Origin of the sequence: Pseudoalteromonas umbrosa, from assembly GCF_030125375.1 — a bacterium.
Lineage (GTDB): Bacteria > Pseudomonadota > Gammaproteobacteria > Enterobacterales > Alteromonadaceae > Pseudoalteromonas > Pseudoalteromonas umbrosa.
Map to the genome: position 1 here is coordinate 445,658 of NZ_JASJUU010000002.1, position 17,412 is coordinate 463,069.

21 protein-coding genes and 1 tRNA gene are annotated in these 17,412 nt (G+C 39.7%); 12 read left to right on the plus strand and 10 right to left on the minus strand.

All coding sequences use genetic code 11. The features are described from left to right. Positions 1–48: 48 nt before the first annotated feature. From QNM16_RS09270 to QNM16_RS09290, 5 genes are read right to left on the minus strand one after another with little or no spacing between them, the layout of a single operon-like run. Complete coding sequence (locus QNM16_RS09270; protein WP_284020221.1) at positions 49–297, minus strand: hypothetical protein; 249 nt, start codon at positions 295–297, stop codon at positions 49–51. Beyond that, complete coding sequence (locus tag QNM16_RS09275; protein WP_284020222.1) at positions 294–692, minus strand: 3TM-type holin; 399 nt, start codon at positions 690–692, stop codon at positions 294–296. The genes QNM16_RS09270 and QNM16_RS09275 overlap by 4 nt, the downstream gene beginning before the upstream one ends. Continuing rightward, complete coding sequence (locus QNM16_RS09280) at positions 689–1,108, minus strand: glycoside hydrolase family protein (RefSeq protein ID WP_284020223.1); 420 nt, start codon at positions 1,106–1,108, stop codon at positions 689–691. Before QNM16_RS09280 ends, QNM16_RS09275 begins: the two co-directional genes overlap by 4 nt. A gap of 15 nt (positions 1,109–1,123) precedes the next feature. Beyond that, positions 1,124–1,483, minus strand: a complete 360-nt coding sequence (locus QNM16_RS09285) for a hypothetical protein (protein WP_284020224.1) — start codon at positions 1,481–1,483, stop codon at positions 1,124–1,126. Then, positions 1,458–1,733, minus strand: coding sequence for a helix-turn-helix domain-containing protein (locus tag QNM16_RS09290; RefSeq protein WP_284020225.1), 276 nt, complete (start codon positions 1,731–1,733; stop codon positions 1,458–1,460). Before QNM16_RS09290 ends, QNM16_RS09285 begins: the two co-directional genes overlap by 26 nt. Positions 1,734–2,318: 585 nt before the next feature. On the opposite strand from QNM16_RS09290, the gene ettA reads away from it, so the two are divergent. From ettA to QNM16_RS09315, 5 genes are all read left to right on the plus strand, one after another. After that, positions 2,319–3,983 carry an energy-dependent translational throttle protein EttA gene (ettA, locus tag QNM16_RS09295; protein ID WP_284020226.1) on the plus strand — a complete coding sequence of 555 codons (1,665 nt, stop codon included), beginning with the start codon at positions 2,319–2,321 and terminating at the stop codon, positions 3,981–3,983. A gap of 110 nt (positions 3,984–4,093) precedes the next feature. Continuing rightward, complete coding sequence (locus tag QNM16_RS09300) at positions 4,094–4,456, plus strand: PilZ domain-containing protein (protein WP_284020227.1); 363 nt, start codon at positions 4,094–4,096, stop codon at positions 4,454–4,456. 23 nt (positions 4,457–4,479) lie between these two features. After that, on the plus strand, positions 4,480–4,884 hold the full coding sequence (locus QNM16_RS09305; RefSeq protein ID WP_063360354.1) for a DUF350 domain-containing protein: 405 nt from the start codon (positions 4,480–4,482) through the stop codon (positions 4,882–4,884). A gap of 9 nt (positions 4,885–4,893) precedes the next feature. Continuing rightward, a complete protein-coding gene (locus tag QNM16_RS09310; RefSeq protein WP_284020228.1) occupies positions 4,894–5,487 on the plus strand; it encodes a DUF1190 domain-containing protein in 594 nt (197 codons plus the stop codon). A 28-nt stretch (positions 5,488–5,515) separates the two neighbouring features. Then, the gene (locus tag QNM16_RS09315; protein WP_284020373.1) at positions 5,516–6,685 is read left to right on the plus strand and encodes a glutathionylspermidine synthase family protein; all 1,170 of its coding nucleotides are present in this window, start codon (positions 5,516–5,518) and stop codon (positions 6,683–6,685) included. Between the two features lie 29 nt (positions 6,686–6,714). Here the strand turns inward: QNM16_RS09315 and QNM16_RS09320 are convergent, their stop codons facing one another. Further along, the gene (locus tag QNM16_RS09320) at positions 6,715–7,548 is read right to left on the minus strand and encodes a CheR family methyltransferase (RefSeq protein WP_063360357.1); all 834 of its coding nucleotides are present in this window, start codon (positions 7,546–7,548) and stop codon (positions 6,715–6,717) included. Between the two features lie 16 nt (positions 7,549–7,564). Then, positions 7,565–8,497 (minus strand): chemotaxis protein CheV, encoded by a 933-nt coding sequence (locus tag QNM16_RS09325; RefSeq protein WP_039608536.1) that lies wholly within the window; start codon positions 8,495–8,497, stop codon positions 7,565–7,567. A 140-nt stretch (positions 8,498–8,637) separates the two neighbouring features. On the opposite strand from QNM16_RS09325, the gene flgA reads away from it, so the two are divergent. From flgA to flgN, 3 genes are all read left to right on the plus strand, one after another. After that, positions 8,638–9,345, plus strand: a complete 708-nt coding sequence (gene flgA / locus QNM16_RS09330; RefSeq protein ID WP_284020229.1) for a flagellar basal body P-ring formation chaperone FlgA — start codon at positions 8,638–8,640, stop codon at positions 9,343–9,345. Positions 9,346–9,416: 71 nt separating this feature from the next. Further along, a complete protein-coding gene (gene flgM, locus QNM16_RS09335; protein ID WP_284020230.1) occupies positions 9,417–9,740 on the plus strand; it encodes a flagellar biosynthesis anti-sigma factor FlgM in 324 nt (107 codons plus the stop codon). Then, complete coding sequence (gene flgN, locus QNM16_RS09340) at positions 9,733–10,161, plus strand: flagellar export chaperone FlgN (protein ID WP_284020231.1); 429 nt, start codon at positions 9,733–9,735, stop codon at positions 10,159–10,161. Before flgM ends, flgN begins: the two co-directional genes overlap by 8 nt. A 53-nt stretch (positions 10,162–10,214) precedes the next feature. On the opposite strand, the gene QNM16_RS09345 is transcribed toward flgN, so the two are convergent. After that, a complete protein-coding gene (locus QNM16_RS09345) occupies positions 10,215–10,685 on the minus strand; it encodes an LPP20 family lipoprotein (RefSeq protein ID WP_284020232.1) in 471 nt (156 codons plus the stop codon). Between the two features lie 131 nt (positions 10,686–10,816). Here QNM16_RS09345 and QNM16_RS09350 point away from each other — a divergent pair, with 131 nt between their 5' ends. Continuing rightward, complete coding sequence (locus QNM16_RS09350) at positions 10,817–12,007, plus strand: flagellar assembly protein T N-terminal domain-containing protein (RefSeq protein ID WP_284020233.1); 1,191 nt, start codon at positions 10,817–10,819, stop codon at positions 12,005–12,007. A 397-nt stretch (positions 12,008–12,404) separates the two neighbouring features. Here the strand turns inward: QNM16_RS09350 and QNM16_RS09355 are convergent, their stop codons facing one another. Continuing rightward, a complete protein-coding gene (locus tag QNM16_RS09355) occupies positions 12,405–14,297 on the minus strand; it encodes a DUF4365 domain-containing protein (protein ID WP_284020234.1) in 1,893 nt (630 codons plus the stop codon). Between the two features lie 249 nt (positions 14,298–14,546). On the opposite strand from QNM16_RS09355, the gene QNM16_RS09360 reads away from it, so the two are divergent. After that, on the plus strand, positions 14,547–14,762 hold the full coding sequence (locus QNM16_RS09360; RefSeq protein ID WP_284020235.1) for a hypothetical protein: 216 nt from the start codon (positions 14,547–14,549) through the stop codon (positions 14,760–14,762). A 42-nt stretch (positions 14,763–14,804) separates the two neighbouring features. Here the strand turns inward: QNM16_RS09360 and QNM16_RS09365 are convergent. Continuing rightward, a tRNA-Arg gene (locus QNM16_RS09365) sits at positions 14,805–14,881 on the minus strand. A 385-nt stretch (positions 14,882–15,266) separates the two neighbouring features. Here QNM16_RS09365 and QNM16_RS09370 point away from each other — a divergent pair. Both QNM16_RS09370 and QNM16_RS09375 read left to right on the plus strand, forming a co-directional pair. Next, a complete protein-coding gene (locus tag QNM16_RS09370; RefSeq protein ID WP_284020236.1) occupies positions 15,267–15,878 on the plus strand; it encodes a hypothetical protein in 612 nt (203 codons plus the stop codon). 173 nt (positions 15,879–16,051) lie between these two features. Further along, the gene (locus QNM16_RS09375; protein WP_284020237.1) at positions 16,052–17,386 is read left to right on the plus strand and encodes an MvaI/BcnI family restriction endonuclease; all 1,335 of its coding nucleotides are present in this window, start codon (positions 16,052–16,054) and stop codon (positions 17,384–17,386) included. Positions 17,387–17,412: the final 26 nt, after the last annotated feature.

Genomic DNA, 17,412 nt, shown 5'->3' on the forward strand with positions numbered 1-17,412 from the left:
AGTGATTAATTACAAAAAAGGGATTTTTAAACAGTGCCCACGTAGGCCTTATGGGTTAGTACGCTTTGCACTTAACAGCGCATCCAATTTTTTATCAATTGAATCAAGACGCTTTTCAATCCGTTTTTGATCTTCCTTACGGATCTGTTTTAAGTGGGCTAGCTCTTGAGAATTAGAAGTAATGCGTTTATCTAAATCGCTTAGATACAAGATGCTTGATACAACCAAGGCAATCGTTGTAAGAATGTGGGCTAAACTCAATTCCTTTTTCATTTGCCAGTTTTCAGGTTGTCTCACTTTGCCACTCCTTTCAACTTTTCAATGGTGCGAAGGCCTGCTAACCCCAACATACCTAAAGTCAACTCCAACATCACTTCAAGTGGCAGCACAGGTACTCCTTGCTCAGGAAATAACCACTGTAAAATCGGGTTGATCACAAAAGCAAATAAAAAACCAAACCCACATACCCACATCAAGAATGGTCGAGCACCGGCAACGAACCGACTTCGATGACTTGCTTGTACTGAGTTAATATGTGCTTGTATTTCACTTTGCTTATTAAGTAGCCTCGCTTTGATTACATGCTGTTCGAGCACTTCTTCTTCACTTGTATACAGCTCATCTATAATTTCACCGACTACCTGCAATGGCTCTCTCACACTGCCAGTGAACAAATTTGTAAGCCAGTTCATGATTGCCACTCCCCACTTAGCATTTGCTGCGCTAATTCTTGTGCTCTGCTTGGCACTTGATTTGCCCAGCGACTATCAAGCATTTCAACAGCGGCACTTTCAAACTCTCCTTGTTGCACATGTTCAAGCATCCTTTTAAATCCCATCAATCCTTGCAAACCAATATTGAATGCCATATTTGTCAGCACGGCTATGCGCGCCTCATTACAATGTGATATATCAATACGACGCTTTACGCCTGCTAATGCATTTTTAATATCTTGTGCAAGTAAATACTCTGCCTCTTCTTTATCTACTCCTTTACTGTCTATATTTCTGCCATAACCTATCGTTAATCTGCCTCCCGTACAGTAATACGGAAAGCGTCGATAGCCCTCATGTTTCTTGATTTGCTCAACCGTATTCATGATCGACATATGTTTTCCTACGTGTTAATAGCTCAGCTCCAACATGAGTGTTTTTTCGGCCTTAACTAACCAAAACTCTGCAGAGCGCTTTGTATCAAAGCCAAGCATTTTTGCCGCTTGGCTTAACTCAACATCCAACAAATACTTTGCTCGTATTGCACGGATGCATTCTGGCCGCAGTTTGCTGATTAACTGCCCCAGTAATTCAATTTCTTCTGGTACATTCATCATGTCACTAGAGAAGTAATTACTATGACCCCCTCCAGTTTGCTCTGTTATTGCTTGGCGGCTAAAGCCCTTGCCCTGCTCTTGCTGTCGCCAGTATTTACCCCAGCGCCTCAAGGCACTGCGAATTTGTTTAATGGTTATTTGTGTCGCAATCATTGAGCTTTCCTATTACTTCTATAATATCGAGTGAATAAACGTCTTCCACCAGGCCCACCACATCGTTCCACTTTGGGCTATATTCCCTATTTTCCCAGCGCCTCAGCGTTCGCTCTTCAATGCCATAGTTGGCGGCTGATTCCGCTTGAGTGAAACCGCGTATACGCCTTGCGAAACGGAGGATTTCCGCGCCAAGCGGTGTTCGTTTATCTTTAAAAATTCTGTTTGATGAGCAACTTGACTGTGTCATTGCGATCCTTACTGATTGTGCAGTTAAGCTTCGTGGTGATATGGAGTTATTTTCAACTTACTGTGAGTGATTGGAGCCATAAGCTGTGAAGTTGTGATTGACTGTCTAGTTAGGCAATTAGATAAAACACCTTGTTCAGTCCCCTCCTTTTTAAAGGCGGCATTAATACTCATTAAGGATATGAGTCTTTATTTTTTGCTCGGATTGAAATGAAGAAAGTTAACAGCTTTTCTCAATAACTTTGCTGAGCATAGGTAAATAATACCTTTTTTTAGGGATTCAAACAGGTCAAAAATGCCCTAACAATAAAGACTTAAAGAATATGCGTATTTTCATACATAAAAAACAGATACATGTATTTCCATTTTGCTTTCATATGTAAACAAAAATAACAAGGCAAATTTATTGCAAAAAGCAACGAGCGTTTGGTGGTTTTATTTACTTAAACCTAGCTATGTTTACACAAAAAACGTTCATTTTAAAAATCTGCGCCAACGCTTATTTAGTGAATCTACTTACTTACGTTGAATGCACCGTAAGTTGTAACTACAATAGCGGAAATAAAAAATAAGTCGGACTATATTTATGGCTCAATATATATATACAATGTCGCGGGTGAGCAAAGTTGTGCCGCCTAAGCGTACTATTCTTAAAGATATCTCTTTGTGCTTTTTCCCAGGTGCCAAAATTGGTGTGCTTGGTCTTAATGGTGCAGGTAAATCAACATTACTGCGCATTATGGCAGGGGTTGATACAGAATTTGAAGGTGAAGCACGCCCACAACCTGGCACAAAAATTGGTTACCTCCCTCAGGAACCAGTACTGGATGAGAGCAAAACGGTGCGTGAGACCATCGAGGAAGCAGTAAGTGAAGTAAAAAATGCACTCACTCGTTTAGACGAAGTCTATGCAGAATATGCTATGGACGGTGCTGATTTTGATGCACTAGCGAAAGAGCAAGGCGAATTAGAAGCCATTATCCAAGCACATGATGGTCATAACCTAGACAACGCGCTTGAGCGTGCAGCCGATGCACTGCGTCTACCAGAGTGGGATGCAAAAATTGAGCACCTTTCAGGTGGTGAAAGACGTCGAGTGGCAATTTGTCGCCTACTCCTTGAAAAGCCAGATATGCTTCTACTGGACGAACCAACCAACCACCTTGATGCTGAGTCTGTCGCATGGCTTGAACGCTTCCTACACGATTACGAAGGAACAGTGGTGGCTATCACCCACGACCGTTACTTCTTAGATAATGTTGCTGGCTGGATCTTAGAGCTAGACCGTGGCCATGGTATTCCATGGGAAGGTAACTATACGTCTTGGCTTGAACAAAAAGATGCACGTCTTAAGCAAGAAGAAAAATCTGAAAAGGCACGTCAAAAGTCAATCGAGAAAGAGCTTGAGTGGGTGCGCTCAAACCCTAAAGGTCGTCAGGCAAAATCAAAAGCGCGTATGGCACAGTTTACTGAGCTACAGCAGTCTGATTACCAAAAACGTAATGAGACCAATGAGCTCTTTATTCCACCAGGTCCACGTCTGGGCGATCAAGTTATAAAAGTCAATAACCTGAAAAAAGGCTTTGGTGATCGAGTCCTAATCGATGATTTAAGTTTCGCAATGCCAAAAGGTGCGATTGTCGGCATCATTGGCGCCAACGGTGCGGGTAAATCAACACTATTTAGAATGTTAAGCGGTGAAGAGCAACCAGATAGCGGTGAGATCAAACTAGGTGACACGGTTGAGCTAGCTACTGTTGAGCAGTTCCGTGACAATATGGATGATGGCAATACCGTTTTCCAAGAGATTTCTAACGGCCAAGATATTTTAAAGATCGGCAATTTCGAAATCCCAAGCCGCGCCTATGTAGGCCGCTTTAACTTCAAAGGCAACGATCAACAGAAGTTTGTTAAAGAACTTTCAGGTGGTGAGCGCAACCGCTTACATCTAGCCAAGCTACTTAAAGCGGGTGGTAACGTTATCCTACTGGATGAGCCAACCAATGACCTTGACGTCGAAACTCTCCGAGCACTGGAAAATGCGATTTTAGAGTTCCCAGGCTGTGTCATGTGTATCTCGCACGACCGTTGGTTCCTTGACCGCATCGCGACGCATATCCTAGATTACCGTGACGAAGGGAAGATTAATTTCTTCGATGGTAACTACACAGAATACGAAGAGTGGTTAAAGAAAACATTTGGTGCAGAGGCTGCTGAGCCTAAGCGCATCAAATACAAAAAAATTGGTTAAGTCTATACACAATTAAACAAAAGCCCTGAAAAATTTCAGGGCTTTTTTATAGCTGGTTAGTCAGCCAAAAAATGACTAAACTTGATATATCCATACGACGAGATCGACTTATGACAGAACGCAGAAAGTTTTCCAGAATCTTATTTTCTAATACCGCCTTTTTAATGACAACAACTGGCGATTACCAGTGTGAAATTATAGATTTGTCCCTAAATGGTGCACTTATCACACTACCAACTGGGCTTTCGCCCCTCAAGGGACAACCTGCGAGTTTAAAGTTTCATTTACCCGGTAGTGAGATAGAAATAAATATGGAAGTCGAAATTCGCCACATTGAAGAAGCACATTTAGGGCTGCATTGTGCTCAGATAGATATCGACAGTGTAACCCACCTCAAACGTTTGATAGAATTAAACATTGGAGACGATGATATTCTCCACAGAGAACTAGAGCATTTATTACTTCACGAATAATAAAATAATAGGTTAATACAATAATGATTTTGGAATCTTTACAGGGATTTATTCCATTTATTTTATATTTTCTAATTGGCTATTTGCTAATATTGTCATTTTTATACGTCTATACGAAAATTACGCCTCATTGCGAATGGAAACTGGTTAAAGAAGACAACCCCTCAGCTGCCGCAGCTTTCGGCGGTACTCTCATTGGCTTTACACTGCCTATTGCCAGCGCTGCAGTCAATGCAGTATCACTAGTAGATTTTGCTATTTGGGGCATTATTGCCGGTGTGATGCAGTTGCTTACTTTCTTTTTAGTACGACTGTATATGCCAAAGTTATCAGAAAAAATAGAAAATAATCATATTAGCGCAGGCCTGTTTTTAGGTGGAGCATCACTGGCTACAGGTATTCTCAATGCCGCCTGCATGACCTACTAAGGAGTGAGTATGAAACGCAGTAAGCAGATCAAACTCACCTTAATGATGGGCACTTCTGTAGGCTTGATCGGGTGTTCAGACTCAGAAGAGTCAACATTGCTTTTTAAAGATGTAGATGATTGTACGTCATTTGGGGTAGAAACAGAGTCATGCCTTTTTCATTACGAGCAAGCACAAGATCAACACTTATCTGAAGCTCCTCGTTATGCCACTGAGCAGCTCTGCGAGAGCGATTTTGGTTATGAGCGCTGTGAAAATAATGGCGGCTTATGGAGACCAGTCATGGCCGGTTTTATGGTGGCACTGCTCGCTGAAGCGGTTGATGAAGGTCTCGACGCGATGAAAAAGCGCAAGAAAAGGAAAGCCGCTTTTTTAAGTGGCAAATACTATTCAGGTGCGAAACCTCTCTATCGCAGTAAAGATGACTTTTTTAATTATCGTAATGCGCAAAACAGTGTCGTCGCCAGTGTTAACTCTGCAGGTACCACCACAGTCAAAAGCAAAATAGTTAACTATAAGCCAAAACCGAGCAAAACAATCACCCGTACCAAAAGTCGCGGTGGATTTGGTCGCAGTGCCAGTTCAAAAAGTTGGGGCGGTTAAAGCCCCCTTTAAAACATCACACATTACCATGATTAGAGTTCCTATTGAGCCAAGAGCTGACTGGCAAGCCCAAGCCAATGCCCTGGGTTTTAAATTTCATACAATGCACGGTGCCCCTTATTGGGACGAAAGCGCGTATTACCAATTCACCCTGTCACAAATTGAACGAGACATCGAACAGCCAACGCAAGAGTTGCATGACATGCTGTTATACCTTGTAGACAAGATATGTGATGATGACGAATTAATGCGGCGATTTGCTATTCCTGAGCCCTACTGGCAGATGATAAGACGTTCATGGCTGCGTAGAGACCCTCATTTATATGGACGTTTCGATTTTTGTTATGATGGAGTCTCAGCTGCTAAACTCTTAGAAGCAAACTATGACACGCCAACTTCTCTATTTGAATCAGCATACTGGCAATGGATGTGGTTAGAGCAACAGGTAAATACTGGCGTACTTCCACCGCACAGCGACCAATTTAATAGTATTCAAGAGCAGCTAATTGCGCGATTTTTACATATTCACAAATTTAACCGCACTAAAACACTGCACTTTAGCTGCTGTAAAGAGACAGAAGAAGATAAAGGCACTGTAGATTACCTAAGAAGTTGTGCATTAGAAGCCGGCATTCCCTGTCAATTTACCTTTATCGAAGATATTGGCATCAATACTTTGCAGCAATTTGTTGACTTGAATGACAAGCAAATAGACTGGTGCTTTAAGCTCTACCCGTGGGAGTTTATGTTTGATGACGAATACGGCAAGTCGCTCAACAACATGTCTACACAATGGTTAGAACCAGCATGGAAGTCACTGCTCTCAAACAAAGCTATATTAGCGCTACTGTGGCAATATTTTCCAAATCATCCCAATTTGTTACCCGCTTACTTTGACGATCAAAAACACTTACTCAATAAGAATAAGGGTATAGTAAAAAAGCCTATTTTCTCTCGTGAAGGGGCAAGTATAGAAATCATCAAAGCAGGTAAATTACTCGCCAAATCAAGTGGAGAATATGGTAAAGAGGGCTTTATCTACCAAGCATTTAAAGCACTGCCTAAATTTGCCAATGAACATGTTGTGTTAGGAAGCTGGGTGGTCGGTAATAGTCCTGCCGGTATGGGATTACGTGCAGATCCCAGCCTTATCACGCAAGACCTCAGCCGCTTTGTGCCACACATAATTTTGGCTTAAAAAAAGCAGCCTGTAGGCTGCTTTTCAATTTAAGACTTTTTCTGATAAATGATCCCAGGGTTGCACCTGAGCATTTCAAAATCATCACTTAACCCAGCCATTGACTCCGAAGCGCCTAAAAATAGGTAACCATTCGGGTTTAATGCTTGTGCAAACTGAGAAATAATTTTTGCTTTTACTTCAGGCGAGAAGTAGATCAGAACATTTCGGCAGAATATCACATCAAATTTGCCCAGTAAGGCATAGGAGTCCAACAAGTTCAAATGACGGAAATTCACCATTTTACGGATCGGATCAACGACTCTGGCCATACCATTACCACTGTCAATAAAGAACTTTTTGCGTCTCTCCGGCGATAAGCCACGAGCCAATGCCAATGCGTCATACTCTGCATTTTTACACATATCCAGCATAGTGTTAGAAATATCAGTGCCCACAACCTGAGCGCCCATTTTCATCGCACCTGGATTCTGAGATTGATATTCACTCGTTGACATCGCTATAGAGTAAGGTTCTTGACCTGACGAACTCGCTGCAGACCATATCTTCACCGGCCTTCGCAAATCTTTAAACTCTGGATAAATTTTCTTTTTAAGTAACTCAAACGGATATTGATCTCTAAACCACAATGTCTCGTTCGTCGTCATTGCATCCACAACTGCAGCACGCAACTGCCGTTCATGCGGACTCAAGGTTTTTGTCACTAGCGATGATAATGAATCAACATTAAATCGAGACATCAAAGGCGCAAGGCGGCTTTTCACCAAATAAAGCTTATTATCACCAAGTACTATGCCACACTGCTGTTCTAAAAAGGTGCGAAACTGATCGTACTCGCTCTGCTCTAAATGTTTATTTTCCAATGTTTACCACCACTTATTAATCACAATGGACCCACTTTTTCACTGCCGAAGCCAGTTCATCAGGGTTAAATTTAGCAATAAAGTCATCTGCTCCCACTTTTTCAATCATTGCCTGATTGAATACGCCACTAAGAGACGTGTGCAAGATAACATGCAAAGGTGCAAGCTTTGGATCTGCCTTAATCTCTGCGGTCAACGTATAACCATCCATTTCAGGCATTTCAACATCAGAGATAAGCAAACCGACACGCTCTGTGATGTCATTTTGGCAATCAACTTCTGCAATCTCTTTCAGTCGAATGAGCGCTTCTTTACCATTTTTGGCCAGTTCAGTTTGCACGCCTAACGGCTCAAGTGCGCGTTTTACCTGATTTCGCGCAACCGCCGAGTCATCAGCGATAAATACGATTCGCTCACCGAGATCTTTTTGCATCTCACCGTCAGCGACAATCTCTTCACTAACTTCAGTATTAATAGGACAGATTTCATTCAAGATTTTTTCAACATCCAGAATCTCTACAAGCTCTTCTTCTATCTCAGTCACTGCTGTTACATAGGAGTACCTGCCCGCACCAGATGGCGGTGGCATGATGCGCTCCCAATTCATATTGACAATTCTTTCTACAGCGCCAACTAAGAAACCTTGAACAGAACGGTTGTACTCTGCAATGATCACAAAACAGTTTTTAATATCTTCAATTGGAGGGCCACCCACGGCCAGAGACATGTCAATAACGGAAATGGTTTGCCCACGAATATGCGCGACACCGCGCACATATGAATTTGATTTTGGCATAGCTGTAAGAGGTGGACACTGAAGCACTTCTCTTACTTTAAAAACATTGATACCGAAGCGTTGCCGCCCCTTCAAACGAAAGAGTAATAGTTCAAGTCGGTTTTGACCCACCAACTGAGTTCGTTGGTTAACTGAGTCTAAAATACCTGCCATTTCATTCTCCTACTCAAAATACAGCTTATCGGAACAATGTTTGCTTGTTATATAGCATTCAAAGTTGCCCTTGAAGCGGTGAAGCAATTCACGCAAAATCTTTATACCTTGTTTCACCCCATAAGCATAGTCGAAACATCATGAGTTTGTTAAAAAATACAATTGCAGTTCAATTCTTTCTCATTCTGGCTTACTTTTTAGCCAAGCAGCCAGTGTATGCTCAGAACTACGAGCCAGTAAAAATTCAGGAACTCGCAATAAAGTATGTTCAAGCGCACAGCACGCAAGACCCTAAAGGGGTACTGAATATATCTGCGTTACCGTTAGATACAAGAATCCCAAGTAGGCAATGCCAATCTCCATTAAAAGTTTCCAGCAAAGCAAGCCCGCCATTTAATCGACAGGTCACTGTACAGGTTAGATGTACAGATAAAAAGAACTGGGTACAGTTTGTGCATGTCAAAATAGAGACCTTATATCCTGTCATTGTAACGACACAACAACTTGATAAAGGTACAGTGTTACAGGCTGAGGATATGAAAGTAGCCATGCGACCTAAACACTTTGTTCGCGCATCTAATATTGACAGTATTGATATGCTAGTTGGTAGTAAAACAAAGCGACGAATTCAAGCAGACAAGGCAATTAACCTTCGCCAAATATGTATGATATGCAAAGGTGACTCAGTCATCATATTTGCAGGTAACGAACATTTTGCGATTAAAACCCAAGGTATTGCCTTGCAAGATGGCAATATAGGCGAACAAATTCGGGTAAAAAACGTTAAATCTGGAAAAACTATCAGAGCAAGAGTAAAAGATGTTGATTCCGTTGCAGTCAATATTTAAAATTTTTGCTAAAGTTAGTAGTGGAATGGTCGATAAAAAGACTGAAACAACTATTTATATGGGTCACTATCATGGTTAATAACATTAACGGTCAAAACCAGCCGAACAATGTTGCTAATAATCTTAAGCAACAACGTGCTGAATTGCAAAGAAATGATGCAAATAATGCAGCGGCCAAACCTGCCGCTCAGCAAAAATCAGCTGCAGACTCTGTCAGCTTGACATCACAAGCGCAGCAATTAAAAGGACTGCAAGATAAAGCGCAACAAGCGCCGGCATTCGATAGCAAAAAAGTCGAGGAGCTTAAAAAGGCCATTGCAGAGGGTAAGTACCAAGTTGACGCTGAAAAGCTCGCAAAAAATATAGCCGCATTTGAATTTGATTTATATGGATAAAGCACTTGAGCTGTGTGTACAGCAGTTAACAACACAAATTTCTTCATTAGAAGCGCTGACCCTGCTTCTTGATGAAGAGTTGAATGCGTTAAGCTCCCGAAATGGAGATGGTCTAAAAGACATCGCGCGGCAAAAAATTACCCTGTTAAATAGCATTCAAAAAACAGACAAAGACCTGTCATCATATACAAAAGAGTTGTTTCAAAGCCCAGACGTTACCCCGTTAACTGAACAAATAGATTTGCTGCTCATCAAATGTAAAAATCAAAATGAGGTCAATGCAAAAGCGGCACACTTAGCGCAAATGACAGTGCGTGAGTTAAAAGAGATTCTTATAGGTAGACCGACATCTACAACCTACACAGAAGATGGTAGTGTAGTAGAGAATGTTGGTGAAATCGTTAAGAACTTAAAGGCTTAAGTTTTAAGTTTGTAAAATAGAGCACGGCTAACACCGTGCTTTTTTGTTCTCAATTAATAGTAAGTGACTCTTTTAATCTTTTTAGGCTTAACTTGCCCGATATAAAGGTCATATACGGTCTTCATATCCAGCTCTAGCTCAGTGGTATAAATGTCACCGACAGCATATGATTTGAGTACACGCGCACCTCTTATTACACCTTGGACCTGACTACGTAGACCATCATTTTGAGCGACGACACCGCGCACTGTAGTTGTCGCATTGAGTTGGTGGCCATACACTTGCTCTGCAAGCTCACGGTATGCCTCTAGTTTAGACACCTTGATTGCCATCAACATTTTCTCACTATCTGTTGCTCCAGGCTGTGCATCCAGCGGTGCATAACCAATTGCTTTTAATACGGGGTAATTATCAGGTTGTACATGACTATATTCCACATGTTTGTCGATAATTGAACTACAGCCTGCAAGACTAACAACTACACTGATGGCAAAAATTTTGCTAACTTTAAGTAACCCACGCATACGTTACCGACTCCTAATTACATAAGTTTGCTTCTGTGCTCGAATACATGCACAAATTAAGCCAATACGGTTGGCACAGGACTTGCTGAAGTAAATATAGGATAGACTAAGTTTTGATACGGTATTAAACGATGAAAAGAGCGAGCATTACAGTCTTCACTGCCTGTTTATTAAGCTTTGGTGCCCAAGCTGAATGGTTTGAAGTAACTGGATACGCGAATGCGTATACCGCAGACCGCGCAGCAGCACGTCAAGAAGCTGTGCAAGATGCAATAACACAAGCGCTGATTTTCTCTGGTGCTACCGTCACTAGCGTGCAAACACTGGCTGATGGTGTGCTTGCTCAAGATCACATCAAAATTAAAAGCCATGGTGAAATACAAGAGATCAACCTCGTATCTGAAAATACCAAAGATGGTGTAATGAGTGTCACTTTACACCTAGACATTTTTCCTAAACAACAGCAATGTCCAGAAGAATCCTTCAATAAACAGATCACAATTACGCAAAGCCAGCTTATGCAACCGCACCAAGCAAGACTTGGTCAAATTTTTGACATACATAAATCAGCCAGCGAACGTATGTATCAAACCCTTATGCAGCGTAATATGACTGTCAAACCAATCCCCTTTATTGATAAAAGTATCAACGTACGGGCTTTTTTCTCACAAAACTTTGATTACGATGATAAGCTTATCGACAGCTTAACAACTACAAGCAATAGCCAATATGTTCTCCTTAGCCAAATCACAGATTTGGCTCAGACACATCAATTGAACAGTGAATATGCTTTTTGGCAAGATGATGAATATGTCAGGAGCTTTAAGATAGATTTCGTAGCCTTTGACGCGATAAGCAAAGACAAAGTATGGCAGCAACACTATAGCATAACGGGCATTTGGCCTTATGAGAAAACCAAAATAGTCGACGTATATAGTGATACTTTTTGGCATACAGATTATGGAAAACGCATTCAAGGCGTATTTAATAGCCTCGCTCAAGATTTAAATCAAGCATTTGCGTGTTTACCTACGCGAGGGCGCATACTTCATAAAGACCACGATCAATTGGTCATCAACTTAGGGCGTGCGCATGGCCTCAAGGTAGGTCAGGTACTCAGTATTGCACATAGGAGCGATGTGGCAGGAGAAAGAAACCAATTCTTCACTCGCAGTATTCAAACCATCAACCGTGTCAAAGTCACTCAAGTCAACGCTCAAAATGCCATCGCCACAAATATTCAAAGTAGGCCAATGAATAACATTCAAATTAATGACATTGTGGAGCTAATTATCACGCCTGCTGAGGATTTTGCTTTATAGCAGGCCGATTATTTCGTATTGAATAAGCATGATGGCGTCCCTGGTAGGAATCGAACCTACATCAAAGCCTTAGGAGGGGAATGTCAAGCGCCTTTAGAGAACAAAAAACTGATGTTTTACAGTGTTTTCATTTTAAACCATAGCTTCACCGTAGTATACAAGCCACTAAATTATATTCGCTAGAGCTAATATATGGTTTTGAATTAATAAACTATCAAGTCGAGGCACTACTATCGGCTTGAAGTTTTATACTGACAAAGATAGCTAATGATTGTTTATTTATGAAAGCCTCTATGATTTGTTAAATTCTATAAGAACAAACACATCCGTAACGCTAAAAGTACCAAGATTTAATTAGAAAGCGTGCCCTTTGACCTTTGAGCACGCTCCGATATTATCAAACTCTACGCTTCTCAATCGCTTTCATACTTTTCATCAGTGAGTTGGCTGAAGTTAAATGAGTACAAAGCTTTTCTAAATCTAGCTGAATGTCACAATTTCGATCATCCAAGAGGAATTGGTAACACCTCAAAATTAGATCTAATCTGAATGAATTACTTGTCCCGGAATCTGCATCTTCAATTTTAGATTGTATGTGTTCTTCAAGAAGTTGAACTGTGATTTGCTCATTTCCGCCGTTAAATTGAACTCCTAAGTTGCCAGCTATGTAATGTGTATCAAATTCTCGAACTTCTGAAATTAAATAAAGTAAGCCTTGGTATAATTCAATGATACCACCAGCCCTCAGGTATAAATCCTGATTCAAATGAAAGAACCTCTGTAATTCGTCGATAGCTTTTTTGAATTCACGAAAAGTGTTTTGTGGATTTAAGGTTAAACTATCGTCTTTAAAGTCGCGAACGATATAATAGTCTATTGGGCTGATTGACTGCTTAGTTTGTTTTGAAGACTCAAAAAACTTTAAGACTTTTGCCTTCATCCCCTGTTTAGGGTTTTGAGCATCGTTTAGTTTAGATAGCCATTGGAGTACCTCAGGAATTAATTTATCTTTCAACCAATAGTGAACTTTGTCCACACTTTCCAAATGTTCTATCGACTCATATTCTTCAATACCGTTCCATACTAAAACAACTTCATCATCATATTTGCGGTAATTCGTATAAAGTGAGTCAATCTCTGGACTTATTACGATGTTCCCGCCCCAATTGAATTGCTTACCTCTGATATGAGCCCTTAATGAAAATTGATCACCTCCAAATATGTTCCATTTCCCGTCGCCGCTACCTTGTTCATGTTCCCATGCGAAGTTCAAAATAGCATCCCACAGCCACCTCTTAACTTTTATTAATTTGTACCCTTCATGATAATTACTGGATAGGGGGAACTGAAGAGAACATATAGTACTCTCAAATTTAGATATTCTTTGAGTATACGCGTCCATTAATTCGTCAAGAATATAGCTTAAATCGTTAATTACACTTGCGGGGACTGTTAACCTGTTATTGCCAATATCTATACAATATCCACTATCTGTTTCAGAGATAAACCATTTCCTTGCGGTGTCATTTGCTTTTGAACGGTAACCCGTAAACAGAGTTTTAAGAACTTCTTCTTCACCGATAGATATCATTGCACCAGAGACCCTAGGTAAATTAATCCATACTAAACAGCTTATCTTCCTACCTTTGTTATTTGGTAATATCGCTCTAAGTGATACATACCCTTGATTTTGAATGTATTCGAATTCAGTTATTTTCTTCGTTGCCTCAAATTGCTCCCCAGATTCCAATATTGGCATATTACTGTGCGACTGATTAAGCGAAGCTACTCTCGTCATTCTGTAGAGCCCATATGCGTGCTCCTCAACAACATTTTTGATATCTAAATGCTGGTCTATTTTGTTTTGCTTACTGACTTTAACACTATAGGTTTTTGGAGGCTCTGAAAGATACCTATTGTTGCCGTTTAGGTTATATAGAATGTTGTGCAAATACTCATAGTAATATTCGTCATTATTCAGGTCACAAACAATAACCATTACTAAACCTTGGTTCGCATAATAGTTAAGAGTAGATGTTTTTAAATCTATAACAATGGAATCTTCTCTTATTCTTTTTTTATCTTTTGTTCCTTTTAATTGAGCCAAAAAGTTGTATTTTATCGAGCCAAAATCTTTTAGTTGAATAAAGTAATCAATCCCAAAATCCTTATCCCCATCAATTTCTTTAACTAGCCATGTCTCTGGCTTCACACTTCCAAATTTATCAGCGGCTAACCTTCCAAGCTCTTGAGAGTTGCTTTCTTTCGGAAAGCTATTGTTTTCTTCCATTTGATATGGACTCCTTAATATTATTGTTTTTAGTGACTGTCTAAACAAGTGAGCCTATTTTACGTAAGAACAATTAATAACGTAAATCATAATAGGAAAATCATTTTGAAAAACTGGTAGTTATAAATATTAATGAATTATATTATCGAACGATGATTACTGATTATTTTCTTTTGGAAGTCACCTCATTGTTCAATAGTGCGATTAAGTTACTAGGTCACTGTAGTTTGAATATAAATAGGATTAGATATGAAAAAAGGAAAGGTAATTGAGCATATAAAGGAGTATCACTCTGACCTGTATGATGAACTAATTAGGATGTTCAAAGATGATTGGGTTATTTGCAACTGGTCAACGACATCCAAACTAATGTTAAATAACAAAAGTCCTATCGATTTGTTAGATTCGGAACCTGAAGAGGTTGCAGATTTCATGCTAAAACTAAAAAAAGGTGACTTGTCTTAGTGTAAAACCGTAAATTTTAATTTACAAAATAGGTCCAGAAAGTGGCGTCCCCGGTAGGATTCGAACCTACGACCTGTCTCTTAGGAGGAGACCGCGCTATCCAGCTGTGCCACGAGGACTTAAAAGTAACGTTATTAAGCTACCAACAATTGACTGTCATATCCATATTTAAGCGACTGAGAACTAGTGATTTTTGTTCACAAAGATTAGTAATGTCCCACAATACCTGTACAAAACAACTTGAGTTCTGAGCTTGATTCGTTGCTACAACACATTATACAAAAGACTGTATAATATTGATTTAAATGGACTTTTCACTCGAAATGTGATAAAATCTAAATAAAATTAGATTTACTATTTAGCTTTTAACTTAAATGATTTAAGTCTTATTTACATTTATATTGATGATTTTATAAATCTGGATTTTATTCAGCTTCTGTGAAGCTGGCCTAATACTAAAGGGGGAAGATCTAAATTTTTTTCAAACGATCAGGCTCTCCACACATGAAGGTTCAATACGACACGGATATACTAAAAACTGTATTTTTCGATAATAAAAATAATCTAAATAAACTTGAACAGTTGCTATCAAAAGCGATCACCAAAGACTACCTTCTGATTAGAAAACTAGATTCAGCCCCTTCTAAAGCGAGAGAAGAAATAGCAGAAGAGCTAGTTATTATTTTACGTGACATTGCCACTGAAATAGCCCCTCATAACCCATCTGCATTTTTTCATTGGAAAGAGAGCCTTCTAAATCACATTATTGAATTGTCGAGCGAATTGACGCCTCCACTTTGTTATGTGATAGAAGAAGAAAAATATGACAGCATTGACACTTATATCGCTCTTCAGAAAACGATTAATGATGCCGCCATAGCGATTTATGACACACTCGAGCTATACGTAAAAGATTCAGAGTTCCCTATCTACGCTCAATTTATGGAACTATTTGACCTCAACGTAACGAAAATTTTTCTCTTAGCAATATGCAAAATCAATGATGAAATATTTAAGCTTGAAAAGCGACTAGCTGAACGCAACATGGTTTCATTTAGTTTAGAGGATACAACATTTACTGAGTTAAGTTTGAGAGAGGCCTATAACCATCAATAAACCTTTGTTTTAACTTTTGTAAGACAACTATCTGAATCCTATGGTAAATTAGCTTTCAAGATAGGATGATTTGTTTTACGAAGATGGACTACCAATATAACCACTTAGACCTTGCCCACATCACATCTACAGATGATGTTTTCAATACATTAAAAGCACATGGCTGCGAGTCTTTGGTCATCAAACGCTTAGCAAAAAATAATAACGACAAAAACCAAGTATATATTCATAAGAGTATTGGTGTATTTAACTCGATGTTCTCACTCAAATTTAACGAGAGAGATGAGAGTTCAAGTACAACTAAAAGAGCTTCCAAGCCAGGCAAAAAAATACCAGAGGCCGTTTTCACAAAGTTTTCTTGGGTTTCTAGTGATTCATCGCTACATGAAGTTAAGTCGTGTAAGGCAATTCTATACGCCCAATATCCTGAAACTAGACTTTCTGGCTTCCAAACTATTCATAATGAAATGCCTAGATCAATGTCTATAGAGTTCACTAAGATTGAAGGGATCCCTCCTAGATATTTAGCAATTGGAGCCACTAAAAGTGGTGATGCGGTTGCGATGATGATCGTTGACCCATCAGCTCAGTTTGAAGAAGAGTTTGATGGGCTAGAAAACGCGGTATCGTCTGGTGTTATTAAATCTTCTGCATTAGGAAAAGCTGACAATCGAACTCAAGACCTTATTGTTCTTCTAAAAGAGAAGGTTGCAGGACAGACGTTATTGGGATGTAGACTAGACAAAGATGGCAACACCATACCTTTTACTGGAACACAGGTTTGCGGCTATACGTTAGAGCATGCTTTAGGTATTAAGCCTAATGCTGATAAAGATGGTGATATTTTTGGTATTGAGTTGAAAGCCATCTCTCAAAAGAAAGTGACGTTGTTTACACCTGAACCTGATGGTGGTTTATATAAACAAAGCTTTCCAGACTTCATGAAAAAATACGGATACTTAAAAGGCACTGATGAATATAGGTTCACAGGTATCCATAGAGCAAATTCGAGAAATGAAAAATCTGGGTTAACTTTAAAAATTCTTTTCTTGAATAAGGGTAAGGCTAAAGACGAGTTTTTTGAATCTGAATATGATCCTAGTAAAAGCATAGATAAGCAATCAAGGAACCTGAGGGTGTCACTTGTTGATGATCAAGGTTTTGAGGCCGCAACTTGGTCTTTTGAGCGGCTTCTTAATAGTTGGGGTGTAAAGCACAATGAAACCGTTTACTACCCGGTAAAAAAAGTTTTGAATGAAAATGCAAGTGGAATTGAAAAAGGGTACAAGTTTCTTGTTGAGTTTGATTCGAAAGCTCTTTGGTGTCAAAAAACGCAAATATCTAAATTATTTAACGCAATTCATGATGGAACAATTATCTTAGATCCAGCTCCCAAATACGTTGAGAGCAACCCCAAACTCAACAAAAGGCGTTCCCAATGGCGTATAAACGATATCTATAGAGATTCTGCCAAGCTTTATGATGAAGTGGAGCTGATCGACCTATAAACAACTGTTCATTTAAACAGTTATTT

What these genes read in the sequence shown, in the direction of transcription:
- QNM16_RS09315 (WP_284020373.1), top strand. Translation starts at nt 5,516, where the DNA reads ATGATTAGAGTTCCTATTGAGCCAAGAGCTGACTGGCAAGCCCAAGCC.
- flgA (WP_284020229.1), top strand. Translation starts at nt 8,638, where the DNA reads ATGAGTTTGTTAAAAAATACAATTGCAGTTCAATTCTTTCTCATTCTG.
- QNM16_RS09370 (WP_284020236.1), top strand. Translation starts at nt 15,267, where the DNA reads ATGAAGGTTCAATACGACACGGATATACTAAAAACTGTATTTTTCGAT.
- QNM16_RS09355 (WP_284020234.1), bottom strand. Translation starts at nt 14,297, where the DNA reads ATGGAAGAAAACAATAGCTTTCCGAAAGAAAGCAACTCTCAAGAGCTT.
- QNM16_RS09350 (WP_284020233.1), top strand. Translation starts at nt 10,817, where the DNA reads ATGAAAAGAGCGAGCATTACAGTCTTCACTGCCTGTTTATTAAGCTTT.
- ettA (WP_284020226.1), top strand. Translation starts at nt 2,319, where the DNA reads ATGGCTCAATATATATATACAATGTCGCGGGTGAGCAAAGTTGTGCCG.
- flgN (WP_284020231.1), top strand. Translation starts at nt 9,733, where the DNA reads ATGGATAAAGCACTTGAGCTGTGTGTACAGCAGTTAACAACACAAATT.
- QNM16_RS09360 (WP_284020235.1), top strand. Translation starts at nt 14,547, where the DNA reads ATGAAAAAAGGAAAGGTAATTGAGCATATAAAGGAGTATCACTCTGAC.
- QNM16_RS09290 (WP_284020225.1), bottom strand. Translation starts at nt 1,733, where the DNA reads ATGACACAGTCAAGTTGCTCATCAAACAGAATTTTTAAAGATAAACGA.
- QNM16_RS09325 (WP_039608536.1), bottom strand. Translation starts at nt 8,497, where the DNA reads ATGGCAGGTATTTTAGACTCAGTTAACCAACGAACTCAGTTGGTGGGT.
- QNM16_RS09310 (WP_284020228.1), top strand. Translation starts at nt 4,894, where the DNA reads ATGAAACGCAGTAAGCAGATCAAACTCACCTTAATGATGGGCACTTCT.
- QNM16_RS09300 (WP_284020227.1), top strand. Translation starts at nt 4,094, where the DNA reads ATGACAGAACGCAGAAAGTTTTCCAGAATCTTATTTTCTAATACCGCC.
- QNM16_RS09285 (WP_284020224.1), bottom strand. Translation starts at nt 1,483, where the DNA reads ATGATTGCGACACAAATAACCATTAAACAAATTCGCAGTGCCTTGAGG.
- flgM (WP_284020230.1), top strand. Translation starts at nt 9,417, where the DNA reads ATGGTTAATAACATTAACGGTCAAAACCAGCCGAACAATGTTGCTAAT.
- QNM16_RS09275 (WP_284020222.1), bottom strand. Translation starts at nt 692, where the DNA reads ATGAACTGGCTTACAAATTTGTTCACTGGCAGTGTGAGAGAGCCATTG.
- QNM16_RS09305 (WP_063360354.1), top strand. Translation starts at nt 4,480, where the DNA reads ATGATTTTGGAATCTTTACAGGGATTTATTCCATTTATTTTATATTTT.
- QNM16_RS09345 (WP_284020232.1), bottom strand. Translation starts at nt 10,685, where the DNA reads ATGCGTGGGTTACTTAAAGTTAGCAAAATTTTTGCCATCAGTGTAGTT.
- QNM16_RS09280 (WP_284020223.1), bottom strand. Translation starts at nt 1,108, where the DNA reads ATGTCGATCATGAATACGGTTGAGCAAATCAAGAAACATGAGGGCTAT.